Annotated in this window: 18 protein-coding genes and 1 tRNA gene; 9 read left to right on the forward strand and 10 right to left on the reverse strand. The window is 34.9% G+C overall.

What is annotated here, in order from left to right:
* Positions 1-3 precede the first annotated feature (3 nt).
* The 6 genes from P700755_RS13000 to P700755_RS21025 all read left to right on the forward strand — a co-directional run bounded on the left by P700755_RS13000 (position 4) and on the right by P700755_RS21025 (position 4719).
* The gene (locus P700755_RS13000) at positions 4-1728 is read left to right on the forward strand and encodes a restriction endonuclease subunit S (protein WP_015025114.1); all 1725 of its coding nucleotides are present in this window, start codon (positions 4-6) and stop codon (positions 1726-1728) included.
* Entirely contained in the window at positions 1725-2294 is a 570-nt protein-coding gene (locus P700755_RS13005) for a hypothetical protein (protein WP_015025115.1), read from the forward strand. The genes P700755_RS13000 and P700755_RS13005 overlap by 4 nt, the downstream gene beginning before the upstream one ends.
* Before the next feature lie 283 nt (positions 2295-2577).
* The gene (locus P700755_RS13010) at positions 2578-3468 is read left to right on the forward strand and encodes a hypothetical protein (protein WP_015025117.1); all 891 of its coding nucleotides are present in this window, start codon (positions 2578-2580) and stop codon (positions 3466-3468) included.
* Between the two features lie 22 nt (positions 3469-3490).
* Positions 3491-3838 carry an STAS-like domain-containing protein gene (locus P700755_RS13015; RefSeq protein ID WP_015025118.1) on the forward strand — a complete coding sequence of 116 codons (348 nt, stop codon included), beginning with the start codon at positions 3491-3493 and terminating at the stop codon, positions 3836-3838.
* The gene (locus P700755_RS13020) at positions 3825-4367 is read left to right on the forward strand and encodes a PIN domain-containing protein (protein WP_157609300.1); all 543 of its coding nucleotides are present in this window, start codon (positions 3825-3827) and stop codon (positions 4365-4367) included. The genes P700755_RS13015 and P700755_RS13020 overlap by 14 nt, the downstream gene beginning before the upstream one ends.
* A gap of 226 nt (positions 4368-4593) precedes the next feature.
* Complete coding sequence (locus P700755_RS21025; protein ID WP_015025120.1) at positions 4594-4719, forward strand: hypothetical protein; 126 nt, start codon at positions 4594-4596, stop codon at positions 4717-4719.
* 324 nt (positions 4720-5043) lie between these two features.
* Here the strand turns inward: P700755_RS21025 and P700755_RS13025 are convergent, their stop codons facing one another.
* The 3 genes from P700755_RS13025 to P700755_RS13035 all read right to left on the reverse strand — a co-directional run bounded on the left by P700755_RS13025 (position 5044) and on the right by P700755_RS13035 (position 9375).
* Positions 5044-6339 carry a phenylacetate--CoA ligase family protein gene (locus P700755_RS13025; protein ID WP_015025121.1) on the reverse strand — a complete coding sequence of 432 codons (1296 nt, stop codon included), beginning with the start codon at positions 6337-6339 and terminating at the stop codon, positions 5044-5046.
* A gap of 65 nt (positions 6340-6404) precedes the next feature.
* Positions 6405-7913, reverse strand: a complete 1509-nt coding sequence (locus P700755_RS13030) for a GMC family oxidoreductase (protein ID WP_015025122.1) — start codon at positions 7911-7913, stop codon at positions 6405-6407.
* Between the two features lie 37 nt (positions 7914-7950).
* A complete protein-coding gene (locus P700755_RS13035) occupies positions 7951-9375 on the reverse strand; it encodes an aldehyde dehydrogenase family protein (protein ID WP_015025123.1) in 1425 nt (474 codons plus the stop codon).
* A 168-nt stretch (positions 9376-9543) separates the two neighbouring features.
* On the opposite strand from P700755_RS13035, the gene P700755_RS13040 reads away from it, so the two are divergent.
* The gene (locus tag P700755_RS13040; protein WP_015025124.1) at positions 9544-10428 is read left to right on the forward strand and encodes a helix-turn-helix domain-containing protein; all 885 of its coding nucleotides are present in this window, start codon (positions 9544-9546) and stop codon (positions 10426-10428) included.
* Positions 10429-10467: 39 nt separating this feature from the next.
* Here P700755_RS13040 and P700755_RS21355 read toward each other — a convergent pair whose 3' ends face one another.
* Positions 10468-10629: a hypothetical protein gene (locus P700755_RS21355; protein WP_083858515.1), complete on the reverse strand. Its 162-nt coding sequence runs from the start codon at positions 10627-10629 to the stop codon at positions 10468-10470.
* Between the two features lie 261 nt (positions 10630-10890).
* Positions 10891-10978, reverse strand: a tRNA-Ser gene (locus P700755_RS13045).
* A gap of 529 nt (positions 10979-11507) precedes the next feature.
* On the opposite strand from P700755_RS13045, the gene P700755_RS13050 reads away from it, so the two are divergent.
* Positions 11508-12521 (forward strand): M28 family metallopeptidase, encoded by a 1014-nt coding sequence (locus P700755_RS13050; RefSeq protein ID WP_015025125.1) that lies wholly within the window; start codon positions 11508-11510, stop codon positions 12519-12521.
* A gap of 72 nt (positions 12522-12593) precedes the next feature.
* Here the strand turns inward: P700755_RS13050 and P700755_RS13055 are convergent, their stop codons facing one another.
* The 3 genes from P700755_RS13055 to P700755_RS13065 are packed head-to-tail and all read right to left on the reverse strand — an operon-like array spanning position 12594 to position 16204.
* Positions 12594-13211: an L-threonylcarbamoyladenylate synthase gene (locus P700755_RS13055; RefSeq protein WP_015025126.1), complete on the reverse strand. Its 618-nt coding sequence runs from the start codon at positions 13209-13211 to the stop codon at positions 12594-12596.
* A 41-nt stretch (positions 13212-13252) separates the two neighbouring features.
* Positions 13253-13885 (reverse strand): potassium channel family protein, encoded by a 633-nt coding sequence (locus P700755_RS13060; RefSeq protein WP_015025127.1) that lies wholly within the window; start codon positions 13883-13885, stop codon positions 13253-13255.
* Positions 13886-16204, reverse strand: a complete 2319-nt coding sequence (locus P700755_RS13065) for an ATP-dependent helicase (protein ID WP_015025128.1) — start codon at positions 16202-16204, stop codon at positions 13886-13888.
* 138 nt (positions 16205-16342) lie between these two features.
* On the opposite strand from P700755_RS13065, the gene P700755_RS13070 reads away from it, so the two are divergent.
* A complete protein-coding gene (locus P700755_RS13070) occupies positions 16343-16867 on the forward strand; it encodes a DUF7935 family protein (protein ID WP_015025129.1) in 525 nt (174 codons plus the stop codon).
* Here the strand turns inward: P700755_RS13070 and P700755_RS13075 are convergent.
* Both P700755_RS13075 and P700755_RS13080 read right to left on the reverse strand, forming a co-directional pair.
* Positions 16864-18942 (reverse strand): M1 family metallopeptidase, encoded by a 2079-nt coding sequence (locus tag P700755_RS13075; RefSeq protein WP_015025130.1) that lies wholly within the window; start codon positions 18940-18942, stop codon positions 16864-16866. The genes P700755_RS13070 and P700755_RS13075 overlap by 4 nt on opposite strands.
* An 81-nt stretch (positions 18943-19023) precedes the next feature.
* Entirely contained in the window at positions 19024-20463 is a 1440-nt protein-coding gene (locus tag P700755_RS13080) for a SusD/RagB family nutrient-binding outer membrane lipoprotein (protein ID WP_015025131.1), read from the reverse strand.
* Positions 20464-20468: the final 5 nt, after the last annotated feature.

Consider the following 20468-nt stretch of genomic DNA (forward strand, 5'->3'; position numbering starts at 1 on the left):
GCTATGCAACTACTACAACACTTTAAAGAACTTACGGTCCAGCCTAAAAATGCTCAAGAATTAAAAGGCTTGATTTTGCAATTGGCCATTCAAGGTAAATTGACGGCTAATTGGAGGGAAGAAAACCCAGAAGTTGAGCCTGCTTCTGTTTTAATGAAGCGCATACAGAAAGAAAAGGCGGAACTTGTTAAGGATAAGAAAATTAATAAGGAAAAGCCCTTATTAGAAATTAGTAAAGATGAACAAGCCTACGATCTACCTAATGGTTGGATCTGGAGTAGAGTTAGAGACTCTGGGTTTACGCAAACAGGAAGTACTCCTCCAAAAAAGAATCCTGAAAATTATGGTAATTATATTCCATTTATAGGGCCTGGAGATATTTCTAATAAATTGATGAGGTATCCAACTGAAGGTCTCTCAGAATTAGGAATTTCTGTTGGAAGATTAATTCCTGAAGATTCTTTGATGATGGTTTGCATTGGAGGAAGTATTGGTAAATGCAACATAAATGAGATTGATGTTAGTTGTAATCAGCAAATAAATACTATTACTCCAATATTAATACCAACGATTTATATCAAAGCAGTTTGTCAATCACCTTTTTTTCAATCTAACGTGTTAGATAAATCATCTGGCTCGGCCACACCAATAATCAATAAAGGTAAATGGGAATCTTTACCGATTCCAATTCCACCACTCGAAGAACAAAAGGAAATCGTAAAAGTTGTAGAAATCCTATTTAAAGAAATAGAACAATTAGAGCAATTAACTTCGGAACGTATTGCTTTAAAAGAAGATTTTGTAACTTCTGTATTGAACCAACTGAGTACCAATACCACTAAAGAAAACTGGACTTATTTACAAGCCCATTTTAAACCTTTCTTTAATGAAACTACTAACATTAAAAAATTACGAGAAACGGTATTGCAATTGGCTGTTCAAGGGAAGTTAACAGCAGACTGGCGCACTTGCCATCCTGAGCTTGCCGAAGGATCTCATCATGCAAGTGAACTCTTAAAACGCATACAAGAAGAGAAAGCACAGCTTGTTAAGGATAAAAAGATAAAGAAAGAAAAAGTATTGCCAGCGATTACTGAAGATGAGATTCCTTATGAATTGCCTGTTGGGTGGGTTTGGTGTAGGTTGGGAGATGCCAGTAAGCAGATTACAGATGGCGAACATCAAACACCTCCGAGAATTGCATCAGGTAGAAAATTACTTTCAGCCAAGAATGTAAGAGACGGGTTTATTAATTATGAAAACTGTGATTATATAAGCGAAATACATTATCAAAAATCGATTAAAAGGTGTAACCCCGAAATTGGAGATTTACTGATTGTTTCGGTCGGGGGAACTATTGGAAGGGTTTCAATGGTAACCAAAAATATATCATTTGCTTTAGTTAGAAGTGTTGCAATGGTAAAGAATCAAGGATTAGAACCAGATTATTTAAGATGGGTAATGAATTCTCCATTATTAAAGGATATCATTGAATCGAAGAAACGAGGTGGTGCCCAGCCTTGTTTATATTTAGGTGAGATAAAAGATTTTACTTTTCCAATTGCACCACTAGAAGAGCAAAAAGCCATTGTTGAGAAAGTAAACGCTTTAATGGAGTTGTGCGATGGGTTAGAGCAAGAAGTGCGACATAGTCAGGAGCAAAGTGAGTTATTGATGAAGAGCTGTTTGCGGGAAGTTTTTGAGGGGAAAATTAAAACTGTATTATGATTAATAAATATAATTTTTATAAAGAACTCTATTACCATGAGTTTCAGCGAAAGGATGGTATAGATAGTTCGATAGGGTTTCCAGTGACTTTATTTACATTAATGGTAGCAGGAAGCTTTTTTCTGATTGAAAAAATAGATTTTAAAAATGCTTTTTTCGGTTTAGGAATACTAAATTACATAATCACTACATTAATGATTTTGTTTATCATAAGCTTAATTATAGCTATGTTCTATCTCTCAAAAACGTATTTAAATATGTTAGGAAAATACAATTATCTGCCATTTGCATCAGAATTACAGAATAGGGAAATTGAGCTAGAGGAGTATTACAAAGAATTTTATGAAGAACAAGAATACAGCGATAAAAAGAAACGTAACAAAATACATATAAGTAAAGAGAAAGCTTTCATAGATGATTTAGTTGGATACTATGTAGATTATTCAACTCATAATCAAGAAATTAATGATAAGCGATTAAAATATCATTACCGTACGCGACAGTTTCTTGTTATTTCTTTAGGTATTCTATTATTATTAACTGTATCAATTTTAATCAAATTATGAGCAATCAAAAACCGCCATCGCCACCGCCACCACCACCAGGTAGACAAGTTAGAAGCATTCCATTACAACCAGGGAGACCAGCAAATCCGCCGAGACCAGCACCGCCTAGTCCGAAGAAGTAGATTGAGTTATTGAGGATCAAGAAAATCGAATATGAATTATATTCAATTCAATACCTCATGCTTAAAGGAAAAACAATTCATAGAAGGTGCTTAAAGTGAGCTTAAAAACAGAAAGGTATAGCCCTTAGGCTGAGAATTAGTTTTACTAAAAATGGAAAACTATGGAATTAAAATTTTACATTCCTTTTAAAGTAACTTCATCCGTAAGTGGTTATGAGTCACTGTTGAGATTACAAAACGATCTTGCTGGTTATCATAATAAAACAATTCAATTGAGTTTCAAAAATGTAACGTGGCTGGAAGCTAATTTAACGGCTATAGTTGGCGCTGTGATAGAAGATTTAGAGAACAGAAAGAACAAAGTTAAATTGATTGATTGCGAAATTTTCCATAATAAAAATGACATTTTAAGTCGAAATGGGTTTTTTCCATATTATGGTGTGGAATTGAATCACAATAGATACGGTAGTACTCAGATTACCTATAAAAAATTCAAAGAAAAGCAGTCTCATGAATATAATGATTTCATTCAAAGAGAACTTATGAACAATTCTGAATTCCCAAGACATAGCAAGCGATTGGGAGATAAAATAAAGGAAAATATATATGAGTTATTTGAAAATGCTCGTACACATGGTAAATGCAAACACATTCATACTTGTGGCCAGTTCTATCCAAATAAGAAAAAGCTGCACATTACTATTGTTGATACAGGTCATACTATTGTTAATAATGTCCATCACTATTTAAAAAAGACATTGCCTCCATCAGCTTGTATTGATTGGGCCATGAAAACTGGTAATACGACTAAAGAAGGTAATATACCTGGAGGTTTAGGGCTTGGATTAATTTTTGATTTTATAAATGTAAATAGGGGCAAAATTCAAATAGTATCTTCAAATGGTTATTGGGAATTGCGTGAAGGTCGAATAACTAAAGAAGACCTCAATTTTAGCTTTAATGGAACAATTGCTAATTTGGAGTTTGATTTATCCGATAATAATACGTATCTTATAATTGATGAAGTAGTAGATTTAGATAATATTTTTTAATTTTGCAATACTTTAAAAACCTATGAATTACATAAAAGTTTCTGACACTATATCTGGCAGTTTTGCAGTAGCTACTGAAGATGGACAAAAGATATTTGATTTGTTAGAGAGGTCACTTTCTGATAAGCTAAAAGTTGATTTAGATTTTGAGGGTATCCATGTTATGACCACAGCTTTTCTAAATGCAGCTATAGGACAGTTATATTCTAAATTTACTACAGTTGAAATAAAGCCTTATTTGCATCTAATCCATGTTGCAGATGATGATAAAATTCTTTTCAAGATTGTAACAAGTCGAGCAAAAGAATATTTTGCTCAAAGAGAGATATCTGATAGTAAATCTGATGAAGCGTTATATGGCAAAGATTAATATTGATGACTTTACACCTAAAGTAACACAATCTTACTTTTTAGATACCAATGTTTGGCTTTTGCTTTATGGAGATATAGCAAACTTCCAAAGAAGAGAACAGGCAAAGTATTCTAAAGTACTAAAAACTTTTATTGATAGAGATTGCTCTGTTTTTTTGACTTCAAATATTATTTCTGAATTTTCTAATGTTCTTCTTCAAAAAAGCTTCAAAGAATGGAAGTCAAAAAGTGAAAATGTAGGAAGGAGATTTAAAGATGATTTTGTTAGGACTTCTGTTTATGCAGATCAAGTTGAATTAATAACAACCCTAGTTCTTAAAATCACTAAATTGCCTTGTGTTCAACGTATTCCTGATGACTTTAATGCAGTTGATTTAAATTTAATTTTGGAAAAGTTTAAAATTATAGATTTCAATGATGCTTACATTGCTGAAATTTGTAAGCGTAAATCATTGAAACTTATTACTAATGATAGAGACTTTTTTAGCTTAGAAAGTGAAATAGACATTGTCTCAGCTCTTGCATAATTTTTACCACTCAAATTTATTTACGAAAATTTAAAACCAATTATATTGGATTGAATACTCAATAATAAACAGCATACTTATCTTCTTAAATGAGATAGTTTCTCTTCCAGATTTCTTCTTTTCATTTAAATTTAGTGAGGGAATAAAGAAGCCTTTGATTGAGAGACTTAAAGTAATTGATAAATAAGGAAGTATTAGAGCATCCTCGATAGCTTGGGATTTAAATATGCCTAACAAAACAAAGGAAAGACATATGAACCTTTTAAACGATATGTGTGCTGCAGATTATATAGGCTCTATTATAACTGGTGGTGATGAAATAAATAAAGAGTTGAGTAAATATATTAATTGAGTAGTATAGAATTAAAAAAGAACCATTGGCGTGGGAAGATCTATCAGATATAAAGAAAACAATTAATCATGCCAATCTGTTGTACAAATTTTATTTGTGCTAATTAGAAGAAGCAGTTATTTAATAACAACTGCTATAAAATTATCAATAATCAAATTTTAAGGAGAAGATTCAAAACTTTAGAAAAATTTAAAATAACCAAACCTCAAATCATACAAATATTCTAACCAGCCGTTTCACAAAACAGTCTTTGAGAAGCAGAAATAACTAAGATCTTGGAGTGTTAGATCAAGCCTAAATAAGTATACCTCCCGCCCAAATCTTTCAATAGACAGAGCTTCTTTTATCTAAAATTCTACTGAGTTTTCCACCTTGACTTCTTGGAATTGAAAGGTGTGGTTTTAAGTCTATATCCATCGTAATACCAATGGTATTTTTCATTTTCATCCCTATGGCTTTTATAAAATCAAGATTGTCTTTTTCCATACCTGGAGCAGTCTCTACTTCAAGAGTAACACAATCCATAGCTCCTTTTTTATCCACTACCAATCTGTAATTTGGACTAAGTCCTTCGATCTGATAAATCACTTCTTCAACTTGAGTATGGAATAAATTCACTCCTCTTATGATAAGCATATCATCAGATCTTCCTTTAATAGCTGACATTTTAATGTGAGTGCGTTTTGCATTTTTATCATAATTGATAGAGCAAATATCGTTTGTCCAATAGCGTAATAAAGGAAAGGCTTCTTTGGTTAATGTGGTAATCACTAATACGCCCTCTTCACCATAAGGGAGCGGGACTCCCGTATCTCTATCGACTACTTCGGGATAAAAATGATCTTCCCAGATGTAACAACCTGTTCCTCTTTCTTCCACATCCTCCTGAGAAACACCAGGACCTATAATTTCACTTAAACCATAAATATTAGTTGCTTTGACGTCTAGCCCATCTTCAACCTGATTCCGAATAACCTCAGTCCAAGGTTCAGCTCCTAGAACAGCATATTTTAAAGCTAGATCTTTTGGGTTAATCCCATTTTTTATAAGCTCATCCGATAAAGTTTGGGCATAAGAGGGGGTGCAGCAGATCACTTCAGGTTTAAAATCTTGTAAAATTGTCAATTGTCTTTCAGTTATTCCTCCAGAAACAGGGATTACTGCCATACCTAATTTAGTTGCTCCTCCGTGAATTCCAAGTCCTCCCGTAAACAGCCCGTATCCATAAGCATTATGCAATTTCATCCCTTTCCTAGCTCCACCACAATACAGCGATCGTGCAGTGACTTCGTCGAAAATATCTAAATCGTTCTGAGTATAGCCTACCACAGTAGATTTACCAGTTGTTCCACTTGAGGCATGAATCCGACGTATCTGATCCATGGGTTTTGCGAACATTTTGAAGGGATAGTTAGCTCTTAAGTCTGCTTTCTTAGTGAATGGTATTAAATATAAGTCATCAACTGATTTGATATCATTATGACTCAGACCTATATTATCAAATTGATTTTTATAAAAAGGGACATCGCTATACAAACGTTTAACCATAGAAGAAAGACGAGCATTTTGTAAGTCTCGAAGTTTTTCTAAAGGCATATTTTCAATTTCTGAATTATACATTTTGAAATAATTATAAATTTAAAATTTGGCCATAAGTAATTGCTGAAAGATAGAGCTTATTGGACTTAACTGTTTTCAATAATCATATCTGCTGCCTTTTCTCCAATCATAATTGTGGGAGCATTGGTGTTACCAGAAGTCACAGAAGGCATGATGGAGGCATCGGCAACTCTTAGCCCTGAAATACCGTGTACTTTTAATTCAGGATCAACCACAGACATGCTATCTATCCCCATTTTGCAAGTTCCTACCATATGGTGGTAAGTTCCGCAAGAATTTCTTATATACTCTTCAATTTCTTTTTCTGAAGCATTTTTACCAGGGAAAACCTCTTCTTTAGTCCACTCTTTCATAGCGTCTGTGTATCCTAATTTCTGACATAGTTTTACAGCTTCGTAAAGCGCATCATAATCTGCTTTTTCACCTAGATAATTTGGATCAAGATAAGGGGTGTCCTCTGGATTGTTTGAATTTAATTTAACCTCTCCACGGCTCACAGGTCTGATTAATCCAGCGCAAAGTGTAAACGCGTTTTCAGGTCCTTCAAATCCTGGACTGTAATAGGGTAGGCCCATAAAAAGCGGCTGTAAATCGGGGACTAACATATGTTCTCTACTCTTCCAGAAAAGTTGAGCTTCAAGTAAATTGGCTTGTGGAGGAGGGATTTGTTGTTTTGCTTCAAATATGACACTTACCAATAAGTGATCATGCAAGTTTTGCCCTACACCTGGTATATCTGCTATGCAATCTATATCATACTCTTTTAAATGATCTGAATTTCCAATCCCAGATAGCATCAATAGCTGGGGTGAACCGATGGTCCCAGCAGAAAGAATGACTTCTTTAGAGGCATTTGCTATACTTAGTTTTTCATCTTTTTTATAAGTAACACCTGTGCATTTCTTTCCTTCAAAATTTAGCTTTTGAGCATTTGCATTTGTGATGATAGTTAGGTTTTCTCTATCTAGTATAGGCACTAAAAAGGCTTTAGCAGTAGAACAACGCTCACCTTCAGGAGTTACCGTGATATGATTCATACCAGCTCCCCAAATTTCTTTGCTGAAGTCATCTGTAGTTGGTAATCCCATTTCTTTACAGGCTTCAATAGCTACATAAGAGATCGGATTTGGTTTTTTTATAGAGGTCACGTGCAGAGGACCTTGATCTCCGTGAAAATCATCAGCACCATCTTCAAATCTTTCTGACTTTTTGAAATAAGGAAGTACACTTTCATAATCCCAACCTTGGCAACCTTGATAGGCCCAATTATCATAGTCGGTATGATGACCTCTAATATAGATCATACCGTTTATACTGCTACTTCCTCCTAAGGTCTTACCTCTTGGCCAGTATCTCGGGGTATTACCAGCATTTTTTTGAGGGATCGTCATATATGCCCAATCGCTTTCAGTTTGCCATGTAGCTGGCCATCCTGATGGAGCATGAATATTTGGATCCTTATCAGGACTTCCAGATTCTAATAATAGAACTTTCGTTTTTGGATCTGCAGTGAGTCGATTTGCTATCACGCAACCTGCGGAACCAGCGCCAATAATGATGTAATCAAAATTCATTTTTATTTTTTTTAGAGTTAGACAACTACTATTTTTTTTAAACTAGAACAGGCTTCTTTATGCTAATAACCTGAGGACGTGTAACAGCTTTTAGGCCTTCAATACCAAATTCTACCCCGTAACCTGAATCCTTAATTCCACCGAAGGGAACCATGGGATGTATAGCACCATGTTGATTTATCCATACAGTTCCTGCTTGTATTTTTGAAGCTACTTTGGCCGCTTGGTCCAAATCATCTCCCCAAACAGAACCTCCTAAGCCCGTTTTAGTATCATTAGCTTTTTGAATTGCTTCTTCAACTATTTTATATTTAATTATTGGAAGTACTGGGCCAAACTGCTCCTCATCAACAATTCTGTGTCCGTTATCTACATTTCCTAAAAGTGTTATTGGATAAAAGTAGCCTGGACCACCCAGTGGACTTCCACCACAAATAACTTCGGCACCCTTAGACTTAGCATCCTTAACGAGGTCATTTACTTTGTCAAATTGCATTTTATTTTGAATTGGGCCCAAAACAATACCGTCTTCCATTCCATTGCCCATAGGCATTTTTGAAGCTAAATCACTAAGAACCTCAACTACAGCATCATAATCATTTTCATGAACGTATAATCGTTTTGCACAGGCACAGGTTTGCCCCATATTGATAAAAGCTCCCCAAAATAAATCTTCTGCTTTAGACTTCATATCAGTGCCTGGGAGTATTATAGCTGCGTCATTTCCACCACACTCAAGGGTTAACCTAGCCATATTACCTTTTGAGCTTTCTATGATTCTTCGTGCAGTAGAAGCACTTCCAGTAAACATAATCTTATCAACATCTTTATGTTCTACCAAACTTGCACCTATGTCTCCGCCTCCAGACACCGTATTTAGAACTCCTGGAGGTAAAACAGTATTAATAAGTCTTACCATTTCCAAAGTTCCAATAGTCGTGTATTCAGACGGTTTTAAAACAACTGTATTACCCGCCCTAATAGCAGGAATGATTTGCCAAATAGCAATCATCAAAGGCCAGTTCCATGGAGCAATTGCTCCAATAACACCTACGGGTTTACGATGTAATTCATCTTTTCTTGTATCATCCTCAAAAATCGCTTCTACAGGCAAGTCTAATGAAGCAGGGACTTGCGTCCACCCAACACAAGCTTGCATTTCAAACATGGAGCCCGGTCCAGCCATGGGCTTACCTTGTTCTTCTGTGATCCATTTGGCCAAATAGGCGGTATTCTCCGCTAGAATATCTGCTACCTTATTCACAGTGGATTTTCGTTCTTCATCAGATTTTGCAGCCCAAGAGGGTTGTGCCGCTTTTGCAGCAGCAACAGCTTGAGAGACATGGTCCTTATTAGACATGGAAGCTGAGCCAATTAAATCTCCCGTGGCGGGATTTTTTACATCAAAGGTTTTTTCTGTTGAGATGGATTTCCCATTTATAGTAAAAGCATAATTTTTCATAGGTGTAAATTTTATCCTTATTAATTACTAGCAATCTATTGAAGGATATCTGAAATTATTTACAGTATATTTCATTAATGCTTAATTTTATTACGCTCAAACTTAGAATATCATATTTTATGTCTATTTTAGAATTATTAATAATGAATCTGTGAAATATTTTAAATCATGCAAGACAAGTTTATAGAAAGGGCAACTCACTACCCACTTAAGCATGGGAGGCTGTCTTTATTTGAAACTAATTGTTCATGTAAGGATATTCAATTTCACTTCAAACAGTATGTGATGACATTGATGCTTTCAGGACATAAAACAATTGAAAGTGAAAATTTGAAGTTTGAGTTTTTTCCAGGCACATTTTTTATTCCTGAAAAAGAGAAAATTAATCAAGTTTCAATCCCCAATGCATCATTTACAAACCCAACCCAATGTCTTGTCTTAGAATTAAACCCTTCTTTTCTGAAGAGAGTTTATGAAGATATATTATACGCTGAAGGAACTGAAAAGTTACTTCAAAATCTTAGCAAGGTAGAAGCTAAACATCATTTTTTATCAAATGATCATTTATTAATAAATGCCTTTAAAAGGCTTTATGATATTCAACTTAATGATAACGCTGACTGTAAACCTTTGATTGATGAACTAGTGGTTAAAGAAATAATTTACCGATTATTTAGCACAGAAGGAATGGCTCTCCTCAAGCATAACTTTAAAAAAAGTATTGAAGATGATTGTATTCGTAGAGTTATCAACTACATAAGTCTAAATATAAGTCAGAAAATAACCATCGAAGAATTGACAAAGTTAGCAGGTATAGGGCAGACTACTTTTTTTAAACTATTTAAAAAGGCAACGGGGGCCACTCCTGTTGAATACATCTTAAAAGAAAGAATTAGGCAAGCAAAAATCATGATTCAGAAAGGAAGATTTAGCCTAAAGGAGATTGCTTATAAAAGTGGTTTTAATTCCTACGAATATTTTTGTAGTAGCTTTAAAAAGATCGAAGGCTTAAATCCTTCTCAATTAAAGGGTGAAATAGAAGTTTCGGTTTAATTTTAAAGTTATGTAATTTTAAGATTGATTTTAATAAAATCAGTTTCTAAGATTATTGGTAAAGTTCCAGCGTTTTGATGAGATACTTTGTTTAGCACTCATAGTTATCGTCTGCTGCTGATATTGGATTTTTGCATAGAGCGGACATTCGCCATTCTTTTTGGTCTTATCAGATTTAATAAAAAAGATAATTTGTAACATTTTTTTGTGTTTTTAAATTCATGCTAAACTGATTTAAAAACATCTTGAAACCCCTATTTTCACAGCGAATTCGGAGCGAATTCTTTTATTCTAGTTACCCCTTTTTAGGGAATCGAACCTAAATTAAAATAGGGTAACTAATAGGGTTACTAAACTTTGATATACTATGTGCCTTTTGAAGTTATCGAAAAAAGAAAAAACCCTTTAAAGACTGACTTTAAAGGGTTTTGTGGTTAATTAAGTTTCGTTTGAAACCTAGTATGGCGGAGAAAGAGGGATTCGAACCCCCGGAGGTGTGACCCTCAACAGTTTTCAAGACTGCCGCATTCGACCGCTCTGCCATTTCTCCGTTTGTTTAGAGCATTCGACATCCCGATTACTATCGGGGCTGCCATTTCTCCAATGGTCTAAAGAATTCAACATCCCGATTACTATCGGGGTTGCCATTTATCTAAATTCCTTTTCAGGATTTCTTTTCAGGATTTCTTTTCAGGATTTCTTTAGCAATTGCAAATATAGTAAGCTTTTTGATTTATCAAAACTATTCTAACTGGAATTATGATATTTTTTCTCTTCGACATTTCAAAAGTAGAATTCTGTATTTTTTTTGATTTTGAAGTATATCCAGTACCAAATTAAATTTATAATGTTGTATAGATAAATTGAATTATACTACGACGTAGCTCAGCACTGGTTTTTTGATGGATTGAAGTAAAAAATAATTAGGATAGCCTCAGTTACTGTAATTATTTTTGATAAAAGGCAGGCGAAAGAAGCCTGTGCCGAATTCGTTTCGGTAAAACGATTTATTGCGACATTATAGGTTTAATTAGGTATAAAAGCATTAAACTCTTATTTTAGCGCTAAACAATGAACCCATGAGAAAAATAATATTACCATTATTCTTAGCGATAAGCTTAGTAGGATGTAAAACACAAATGAAAGATGTGACTGAAGTTGATCCAAATCAATTTTCAAAAACCATCACATCTTCAGAATTGAGTGATTACCTGTATACCTTTAGTTCAGATGAATTTCAAGGAAGGGACACAGGTGAGCCCGGTCAAAAGAAAGCTGCCGAGTACCTAAAGGATTATTATACTAGTTTAAATATTCAAGGAGGCTCTTTTGAAGAGGAAGACTCTTATTTCCAAACCATTCCTTCAGCCTATTTTAATGACAAGTATAAAGCTAGTGAGAATGTAATTTCTATTATTAAAGGAAGCGTATTACCAGAAGAATATCTTGTGATTACTTCACATTATGATCACGTAGGGATGAAAGATGGGGAAATTTATAATGGAGCAGATGACGATGGTTCTGGAACTGTAGCCATCATGGAAATTGCTGAAGCTTTTCAAAAAGCAGTCTCCGAAGGGTATAGACCTAAGCGTTCAATTGTATTTCTTCATGTGACAGCAGAAGAAAAAGGCCTGTTGGGGTCTAAGTACTATTCTGAAAATCCAATTTATCCTCTAGAAAATACTGTTGCCAACCTTAATATTGATATGATTGGGAGGATTGATGAAGCCCATCAAGACGATCCTAACTATGTCTACCTTATAGGAAGTGATAAATTAAGCACAGACTTACATGAAATTTCTGAAAAGGCTAACTCTACTTACACCAATCTAAATTTAGATTATACCTATAACGATGAGAACGATCCAAACCGTTTCTATTACAGAAGTGATCACTACAACTTTGCTAAATTTGATATTCCGATCATCTTTTATTTTAACGGTGTTCACGAAGACTACCATCAACCAACGGATACTCCAGAAAAAATAGAATATGACCTTTTAGAAAAAAGAGCTAGACTTGTATTTTTTACGGCTTGGGAAATCGCTAATAGAGACGAAAGACCTTTTGTAGATAAACCGACCCTATAATAAAATATAAGCTTTAAAACAAAAAGCGGGGCATCTCAAGATGTCCCGCTTTTTGTTTTTAATCAATTTGTTTTAAATATCTGCTGACCCTTTACCCTGTCTAATGAGCTTTGGTTCGGTTTCTGTTAAATCAAATACTGTAGAGGCAACATTGTCCCCAAAGCCCCCATCGATGACAACGTCGACCAGTTTACCCCATTTTTCTGCAATAAGCTCTGGATCAGTTGTGTATTCTATAACATCATCTTCATCCCTTATGGAAGTAGAAATTATTGGGTTTCCTAGATGTTGGACCAAAAGTTGGACAATTTTATTATTAGGAACTCTTATACCAACCGTTTTCTTTTTCTTGAAGACAGAAGGCAATTTGTTATTTCCAGGAAGGATAAAAGTATAGGGACCAGGCAAGTTCCGTTTTAATATTTTGAAGGTTGTCGAGTCCAATTGTGCAACATATTCAGATAGATTGCTCAAATCCTGGCACACAAATGAAAAGTTTGCCTTTTCGAGTTTAATCCCCTTTATCCTCGCTATTTTTTCAAGTGCTTTTGTATTATTGATGTCACAACCAAGCCCGTAAACAGTATCTGTAGGATAGATCACTAAGCCACCTTTTTTTAAAATCTTAACGATGCGTTTTAATTCTTTTTCTGAAGGATTTTCTTCGTAAATTCTTATGAGTTCTGCCATGGTCTTAAAATATTAAATACAAAATTAAATTTACAAAAAAATTAATCAAGAGATGATTTCCTCTTGATGGTATTCACTCTATCTGTTATATAGGATACGATAGCGCCGAAGATGGCAATACCATTCAAAATCAAGATACTTGCCGTTAGTTTTCCAAGATCGGTGACAGGATAATAATCACCATACCCAACAGTAGTTATTGTGATATAACTCCACCACAGAGCATCTTCAGCAGTTTTAATATTACCTACATCTTTTTCAAAGTATAAGACCAATGTAGAGCTTAAAACCAAGATAACAGTAGAAACAAAAACAATGAAACCGTATAGACTTGCTTTTTTATGAGTTATTACAAATTTATAAAGGAGATGAAAGGATTTCATAATCCTAAAGATCCTAAAGATCCTCAATACCCTTATATATCTAAATTCTGAAACAACGGGAATAGATGATAACAGGTCTAACCACCCGTAAGTGAAGAAATAGCGCCACCTCTTTTTTCGTTTCCTCAATTGACTGATAAAATCGTATAAGAAGACTGCACACAAACCAAAATCATAGTAATTAATAAGCTTATTAATTTCAGAATCTTGTGGAATAAAATAGCTTACAGAGAGAAGTAGTATACTAAATATAGAGAGTAAAGCAATAATAAGGTTTGAGACCGAGAGCATCTAAGAGAGTATTTTCAATTTTGCAAATTTCAGAATTAGATTTTTCACACCTCCATTTTCAAACTTAATCTCTGCTTTCTTATCCATCCCCGCTCCTTCCACATTTAGGACCTCTCCTTTACCAAATCGAGTATGCTCTACCATTTGACCCACATCCAACTGTATAGGTTTTGCTTTTTGGGTAGGAGTAGAGTCTCCTTCTGGTTTAATCTTTCTAAGTCGTTTTAGTTGCTGTTCGGTTGGTTTATGACTTGGAGGAGGGGTCCCGTTTTCTGGTTTAGTTTGCCTTAACTTGGATTTATCTACTTCGTCAAATATATCTTTGTCGATAAGAGGTTTGTATCTATAATCGTCTTTTGGAATCATATAGTCTAGATACTTCTCATCGATTTCTTCGATAAACCGACTTGGTTCAGCATCAATCAATTTCCCCCAGCGGTATCTTGAAACAACATAGGTAAGGTAAGCTTCTTTTTCTGCTCTAGTCAAGGCTACATAAAACAATCGTCGCTCTTCTTCAAGTTCAGATCTAGTACTCAGGCTCATAGCAGAAGGGAATAAATCTTCCTCAAGGCCTACTATGAAGACGTAAGGAAACTCAAGTCCTTTGGCCAAGTGAATCGTCATCAAAGCAACGCGATCTTCATCGGCTGTTTCTTTGTCTAATGATGTCGCTAAAGCGATATCTTCCAAAAATTCTGTAAGCGATCCCTTAGCATCCACCAGTTCTTTTTGGCCTTCTACAAAATCGCTAATACCATTAAGTAGCTCTTCAATATTCTCTATTCTAGCAATTCCTTCTGGGGTGCCATCTTTTTTAAACTCCTGGAGAAGTCCTGTCTTTTTGGATACAATTTCTGTAATTTGAAAAGCATTCAAGGAGTCATTCTGAACTTTAAAACTCTTGATCATATTAACAAAGTTCACCAATTTTGTCTTAGTGCCTTTATTAATACTTAAGTCGAGTTTATTTATATTTTCGATAATTTCAAAAATTGTCCTTTTATAATGATTGGCCGCCAGTATCAGTTTGTCAATCGTAGTCTGACCTATGCCTCTTGAGGGATTGTTAATAACCCTTTTTAGAGCTTCCTCATCTTTTGGATTTACAATCAACCTTAAATAAGCTATAATATCTTTGACTTCTTTTCTTTGATAAAAGGATAGACCGCCATAAATACGGTAGGGGATATCCTTGCGTCTTAGGGCATCCTCAATAGATCTACTCTGGGCATTTGTACGGTACAATACAGCAAATTCTCCATTTTTGGCACCTTCTTGCATGCACTTCTCTGTAACAGAGTTGGCAACAAACCGGCCTTCTTCAGCATCATTCACCAGCCGATTTACATGAATTTTAGAACCCTCAAGGTTTTCCGTCCATACCACTTTGTCGAGCTTGGTTTTGTTTTTTTCAATAATGGAATTGGCAGCATCAACGATGTTTTTAGTAGACCTATAGTTTTGCTCTAGTCTAAAAGATTTTACATCGCTATAATCTTTTTGGAAATTTAAAATATTATTGATGTTGGCTCCACGGAAGCCATAGATACTTTGTGCATCGTCTCCCACCACACATATATTTTGATACCTATCACTTAAAGCTCTTACGATTAGATATTGAGAGTGATTCGTATCTTGATACTCGTCTACTAAGATGTATTTAAATTTTTGTTGGTACTTAGCCAATACCTCGGGAAACCGAGTGAGAAGCTCATTGGTTCTCAACAATAAATCATCAAAATCCATAGCTCCAGACTTGAAACAACGATCCACATATTCTTGATAGATTTCTCCTAGTCTAGGTCGCTTAGCCATTGCATCTGCTTCTTGTAATTCAGGGTTTTTTAAATAGGCATTTACCGTGATCAAACTGTTTTTAAAAGAAGAGATTCTCGATAAGATTTGTTTGTATTTATAGATGTCCTTATCAAGATTTTTTTCTTTAATAATAGATCTAATCAATTGTTGGGAATCGTTGGAATCGTATATCGTAAAGTTGGAAGGAAAACCGAGTTTACCCCCTTCAAACCTCAATATTTTAGCAAATACGGAGTGAAAAGTTCCCATCCATAAATTTTTGGCTTCTGCTCCAACAATTTTAGATATTCTATTCTTCATCTCCTTAGCTGCCTTGTTGGTAAATGTTAAGGCAAGGATATTGAAAGAGTCTACACCCTCACTCATCAAATAAGCAATTCTATAGGTTAACACTCTTGTTTTGCCAGAACCTGCTCCCGCGATCACAATCATTGGTCCGTCCTTCTGTAAAACAGCTTCGCGTTGAGCTTCATTAAGTTGTTTAATATAATCTTGCAAGATTCTAATTTTAAGTCATGTGGTTATTCGTTCAAAATTAATCAATTTACACCCAATCTTTAAGTCTTCCAGTTTTTAATTTATAGTCTAAAAAGCTAAAGTTGATCATAATATCTATATTTGAATCAAAATTAAGCAATGCAGTCAGCTTCAGAACTTTTAGGCTATTTATCTTATTTAATACCATCGATAATAGTAGGGTTGATAGCCTTTTATTTCTTTAAAACCTTTGTAGATCATCAAAAGGAAATGCACTATATGGAGCTTAGAAAAGAGAATAGGAGTGAAGTCTTACCCCTAAGATTACAAGCTTTTGAACGACTGGTCTTGTTTCTTGAACGCATTTCACCCGGCCAATTGCTTTCTCGGATAAAACCTGTTGGAGAAAATAAATACGATTATGAAACCTTACTTATATCATCAATAGAACAAGAGTTTGAGCATAATTTGGTTCAGCAAGTTTATGTAAGTCAAAAATGTTGGGATGCTATTAAGGCTTCCAAAAATTCGACGATTTCATTACTCCGAAAAACAGCTATGAGTGATAAAATCACCTCTGCTCAAAAATTAAGAGAAGTAGTGTTAACAGAGTTATTCGAAAGATCTTCACCAAGTGATACAGGTATTGCTTTTTTAAAAAATGAAATCCGGCAATTGTTTTAATATCGATTATTGAAAAAGGTCTTTTCTCGGATACTAAAATTTTGAGCTAGTTTATTAAGGACTTTAGAATGTTTTTCAGAGTTCATCAAGGTATCCATAAGTTCTCTGCAAAATTTTTTGAATTGCCACACAGGATGAAAAACGCCTTCCATTAAATCCTTATAATTTTCTTTTGAGAAGGTATCAATTTGGTATAAATATCCAAAAGCATTCTCTCTCACTTGGTACGGATAGCCTGCTTGAGTATGCTCGCTTAACTCACCATAAACAGAAAGCTTTTTATCAGGCTGATAATCTGGTGTAGCTAAGTTGAGAGTAAGCCAAAGGAGTTTTATATTTTTATTTTGAAAACCAACAGAAGCTTTCGTGGCCTCCAAATAGGTATGTCTATCTTCAGGGAAGGCTCTCCAGAGGTTGAATAATGCTTTTTCCACAGTAGCATAAGAATCATCCTTAAGCAGGCTTTCGTAGTCTGCTTTAAGTTCTGAGGGAATAGAGGTTAAAGAATTTGCAATGGCTTGCCTTACATATAAATTATTGGTTTTAAAGGCCTTCTTATAGAGTGGAATCGAGAGGTCAAAGTCTCCACCATTAAGCTGATGTACAGCTTCTTGTCCTAAGTAATCATTTACGGGGAAATCAAGAGCATCACTAATTCTATCTGTTTTAAGATTCAGCCGGGTTTCTCTAAAAGCAGCCAGTTTTAAGTAGTTTTGAATAAACTTCTGCTTTTTTAAAAGCATTAAGGTTTCTTTAGACTGAAATGCTTTTTGGTTAAGCCATCGCTCTTTAAAATTAGTGAGAGGTCGACCGTAATGAAACTCAACCTCAGTCATAAAATCTTCCGTGGTGACGTTCTTGTAAGCATATTTATTTAAATAACTTTCAATAGCTTTTTGAAACACAGCCTCCCCAACAGTATTTTTTAGAATAATAAGCGCCCAAGCCCCTTTTTCGTAGTAAGTTAAAGAGCTTCCCCCAACGCTTACGAGTACTTGTCCTTTTCCAGAATCACTTTTAGCTTTAAGTTCTTCTGCGGTTTTAAAAAGTTTAAAATAATAATACTCCTCCCCAAATACTTCCTTTTCTACCTCCAAAGCATAATAGGTGGCAAAGCCTTCGTGAAGCCAATGGTGTTTAGATGAAGTTTCGGTCACTAAATTGCCAAACCACTGGTGAGCCAATTCGTGCGCCTGTACATTTACAAAACTCCTGTCATTTGCTCCAATACTATCAACGACAAATTCTTCAGAAAAGGTATTGAGGGTTGTATTCTCCATACCAGCGTACAAAAAATCTCGGACAGGGACTTGTTTAAAATTTTGCCAAGGATAATTTATATTGATTTTGTTTTCTAGACTATTAAAGATTTCGACATGGTCTTTATAAGTGTAATCCATTTTGTCCAGATGTCTGGTTTCAAGATAGATTTGAAGTGGAATACCTTTTTTACTTTTTGCAGACGTTCGCCTGAAGTCTCCCATCACAAAACCTACTAAGTAGCTACTCATCAGTTTTTGCATTTCATAGTGCCAAGATTTATGGTTCAATCTAGACCTTGTCTTGTTTAGGTTGCCATTAGCAATCACTTCATAATTTTCAGGAGCTTCGTAAGTAATACTAAAGATCACTTTATCATTCATATCATCAAGACTTGGCAACCAGTGGGAAGTGTATTTGCCTTGTCCTTGGGTCCAGACTTGAGAGGGATAAGCTTTCAAAGTTGAATTGAAACCCACAAAGTAAAGCGCTTGTTTAGGTTCGCATTCATATGAAAAAGTAGCCGAATAGCTTTTATCTTTTTTAAAATTACTGGTCATCCAAATTTTATCGTCTGTAGTAACAATCTTAAGAGTATTTGATTCTGAAGGTTTAATGCGCATATCGACGGCGTCTAAATAAACAGAATCGATATCTTTTAGGATCTTAAAACTGACTTCTACCTGTCCCTTTACTTCAAAATTGAGGGTATCGATAGTCACTGTAGCATTTAGTTCTAGAAAGTCAACCTTTTCAGTTTGTTGCCCAAAGAGTAAAGAGGAGGTCAGAAGCAAGAATACTATAATTTTAATCATTTTACAAAGTTAGGGTTTTGCAACAAAAAAAGCTGCTAGATTTCTCTAGCAGCTTTCGTAAATAGTATAATAAATGAATGTTTAATTCACATCCCAGAATAATCTAGTTTGTTGAGAATCACCACCTATTGCTTGAGAAGCTTCATTGTAATTTACTTCATTCAAGTTTTGTTCATTAATAGGGTAAGTATATCTTAATGGTACTGGATTTCCAGTTGACCCTGGAAGGTTGAGAGTTGGTTCATCATATTTTCTCCAAACAGACCATCCTTCTATAGGGTTATCAAACATAGCTATCCAGAATTGTGTTCCTATCAAAGCATTAGAATTTGCAGAATCATAAGAAACATCTGGTCGACTCAAATAGTCATCTATTGCAACTTGATCATCAATTCCTGCGTAATTCATAGAAGCTGTTACACCATTTTCATAGTGAGTTAAAACATCTCCAAATACAGCATAATTAAGATCTGAGGAAGTTGCAGTTGCTAAATGAAATGAAACCTCTGCAAAATCCATTAAAATTCCTGGGTGGGTTGGGTCTAAAAAGCTTTCTCCCACATGAGTTGAACTAGAATAAGGATTTTGAGAGCCGTAGATACCGCCTTCATAAACTCCAGCTCCAAGATTTTCATCAAAATAATACATACGTCTTGGATCTTCCAAACCGTTCATTATATCAACAAGTGTATTGGCTGCGACATAGTCAGAACGACCACTTTGTACTAAGTCCTCCCATAATGGATTTGTATTAGGGGGTGAACTTTGATAGACAATAATGGCATTATCTTGATTACCAGTAAAGACACCATTGCTTGCTGCATCCTCAGCAGCACTCTTGGATAAACTAGAATTACTATCAGAAATTCTCATCGCCAACCTTAACTGTAATGAGTTACTGAATTTATTCCACTTACTCATGTCCCCACCAAATATGACATCTGCTCCAGCAAAGCCTTGTCCTGAGCTTAACAATGTTCTTGCATTTTGTAGTCTTTGTATAAGATCTACATAAATGGTTCCTGCATCGTCATAAGCTGGTAATGTAATAGTTTCAGCTTGTAAAGCTTCTGTATAAGGAATATCAGAAAAAGTGTCCACTAGAACTTGCCAAGCATAAACTTGTAACACTTCTATTTGACCTAAGCGAGCATCTTTCTCTCCTTGAGAAAGATCGCTGTTTTCATTGATATAATCTTTGGCATCATCTAAGTCCAACAATACATCTCTATATATTTCAGACCATTGAGATTGTGGAACGTTACGATTAGTCAAATCATAATTTGGCTCATCGACATAAGTTGTAGCCGTAAGGTACTGACTTATAAATCTAAATACATTAATATTTACATTTGGACTAGCCATAAAGTCCCCTAAACTTATTGTAGCAGATGTAAACAAAAATTCTTCTGAAGCTTCTGTTGGGTTTTTAGGGTCTTGATTTAGCCTCTCATATTTTTCATCATCGGAGCACGATGTGAAGAGGCAAACCATTATAAAAGTTATTAAATATTTTTTCATTTTGT

This window comes from Psychroflexus torquis ATCC 700755, assembly GCF_000153485.2.
Lineage (GTDB): Bacteria > Bacteroidota > Bacteroidia > Flavobacteriales > Flavobacteriaceae > Psychroflexus > Psychroflexus torquis.